1 tRNA gene, 2 rRNA genes and 1 pseudogene (1 of these 4 cut by a window edge) are annotated in these 2,500 nt (G+C 54.8%); 3 read left to right on the top strand and 1 reads right to left on the bottom strand.

The window, feature by feature from the left end:
• The 3 genes from ACR0JF_RS23045 to ACR0JF_RS23035 all read left to right on the top strand — a co-directional run.
• Positions 1-1,834: ribosomal RNA gene (locus tag ACR0JF_RS23045) — 23S ribosomal RNA — on the top strand; it begins 1,032 nt to the left of the window's first position.
• A 191-nt stretch (positions 1,835-2,025) separates the two neighbouring features.
• Positions 2,026-2,140 (top strand): 5S ribosomal RNA (gene rrf / locus ACR0JF_RS23040).
• A 49-nt stretch (positions 2,141-2,189) separates the two neighbouring features.
• Positions 2,190-2,266, top strand: a tRNA-Met gene (locus ACR0JF_RS23035).
• A gap of 31 nt (positions 2,267-2,297) precedes the next feature.
• Here the strand turns inward: ACR0JF_RS23035 and ACR0JF_RS23030 are convergent.
• Positions 2,298-2,500: pseudogene (locus tag ACR0JF_RS23030) on the bottom strand (recombinase family protein); the annotation flags it as partial.

Raw genomic sequence — 2,500 nt, 5'->3', positions numbered from 1 at the left:
TCATGGCTAAGTGGGAAAGCAGGTGGGACGACCAAAACAACCAGGAGGTTGGCTTAGAAGCAGCCATCCTTTAAAGATAGCGTAACAGCTCACTGGTCTAAATAAGTTGTCCTGCGGCGAAGATGTAACGGGGCTCAAGCCATGAGCCGAAGTCTAGGGATGCGTAAGCATCGGTAGCAGAGCGTAGTGTGACATAGAACCTTGTCTATATTGCCGCCGGTTATGCGGCGCGAGTAATCGCGCTCAAGTAGCCGAATAGGCGGTAGCGCAGACATAGGTTCTTTCGATGAAGCCGGGGCGTGAGCCATCCGGTGGAGAGATCACTAGTGAGAATGATGACATGAGTAGCGACAAAGAGTGTGAGAGACACTCTCGCCGAAAGTCCAAGGGTTCCTGCTTAAAGCTAATCTGAGCAGGGTAAGCCGGCCCCTAAGCCGAGGCCGAAAGGCGTAGGCGATGGGAACTAGGTTAATATTCCTAGGCCAGGAGGATGTGACGGATTGCAGGTGTAGTTCAACCTTATCGGATTGGTTGGGCTGCTGAGCAGTTCCTGGAAATAGCCCTCCATCAGACCGTACCCTAAACCGACACAGGTGGACTGGTAGAGCATACCAAGGCGCTTGAGAGAACGATGTTGAAGGAACTCGGCAAAATACCTCCGTAAGTTCGCGAGAAGGAGGCCCGGTTCCTAGGCAACTAGGGGCTGGGGGCACAAACCAGGGGGTGGCGACTGTTTATTAAAAACACAGGGCTCTGCGAAGTCGCAAGACGACGTATAGGGTCTGACGCCTGCCCGGTGCCTGAAGGTTAAAAGGAGAGGTGAGAGCCTTGAATTGAAGCCCAGGTAAACGGCGGCCGTAACTATAACGGTCCTAAGGTAGCGAAATTCCTTGTCGGGTAAGTTCCGACCTGCACGAATGGCGTAACGACTTCCCCGCTGTCTCCAACATCGACTCAGCGAAATTGAATTGCCTGTCAAGATGCAGGCTTCCCGCGGTTAGACGGAAAGACCCCGTGCACCTTTACTACAGCTTCGCACTGGCATCAGGATTGTGATGTGCAGGATAGGTGGTAGGCTTTGAAGCGGAAACGCAAGTATCCGTGGAGCCTCCCTTGAGATACCACCCTTCGCACTCTTGATGTCTAACCGCGGTCCGTTATCCGGATCCGGGACCCTGCGTGGCGGGTAGTTTGACTGGGGCGGTCGCCTCCTAAAGCGTAACGGAGGCGCGCGAAGGTTGGCTCAGAGCGGTCGGAAATCGCTCGTTGAGTGCAATGGCAGAAGCCAGCCTGACTGCGAGACTGACAAGTCGAGCAGAGTCGAAAGACGGCCATAGTGATCCGGTGGTCCCGAGTGGAAGGGCCATCGCTCAACGGATAAAAGGTACGCCGGGGATAACAGGCTGATACTGCCCAAGAGTCCATATCGACGGCAGTGTTTGGCACCTCGATGTCGGCTCATCTCATCCTGGGGCTGGAGCAGGTCCCAAGGGTACGGCTGTTCGCCGTTTAAAGAGGTACGTGAGCTGGGTTTAGAACGTCGTGAGACAGTTCGGTCCCTATCTGCCGTGGGTGTAGGAGACTTGAGAGGAGTTGCCCCTAGTACGAGAGGACCGGGGTGAACGATCCACTGGTGGACCAGTTGTCGTGCCAACGGCAGTGCTGGGTAGCTATGATCGGACAGGATAACCGCTGAAGGCATCTAAGCGGGAAGCCCCCCTCAAAACAAGGTCTCCCTGAGGGCCGTGGAAGACCACCACGTCAATAGGCCGGAGATGTAAGCGCAGTAATGCGTTCAGTTGACCGGTACTAATCGCCCGATAGGCTTGATTTGATCCAGTAACAGAAAGACAAATCAAACCAGAAGCATACACCGACCTTGACAATGGATGATCGTGTCGCACCAAGCGGCACTGTTGATTGATAATTACAACCGTGCGGGAACGCGCATTCGCAAGCGAATACGCTGCCTCCCGCGCGTCGCCTTTTTGCAAAGCAAAAAGAGCGACGTGGGCTTTTCCTCGGTTTGGTGGTCATAGCGCAAGTGAAACACCCGGTCCCATCCCGAACCCGGAAGTTAAGCACTGCCGCGCCAATGGTACTTGGGCTTAAGCCCCGGGAGAGTAGGTCACCGCCAAACCTAGCAAAAGCCCACAGTCTCTCTAACGATGATACAAATCTGACTCTGACGCGGGATGGAGCAGCCCGGTAGCTCGTCAGGCTCATAACCTGAAGGTCGCAGGTTCAAATCCTGCTCCCGCAACCAGCGTCAGAAAATCCAAACAGCCCGTTCAGACTCATAACCTGTAGGTCGCAGGTTCAAATCCGGCTCCCAAAACCAGCACAGTCGAACGCAGTGTCAGGCGAGCCGCCCCAGGGCAGCTTTGTTCATTCTGGGACGCCCCCAACGCAAGCAAACCTGCCAGTTCCCCAACAAGTTCAATCGCATACGTCCCATCGTCAGAGACCAATCGAATCTCAGACAGCAACCCGCAAATGA

The sequence above is a fragment of the Ruegeria sp. BG11 genome, from assembly GCF_056538565.1.
The sequence above is the reverse complement of the archived record's forward strand: the minus strand, read 5'-3'. Positions and strand labels throughout refer to the sequence as shown.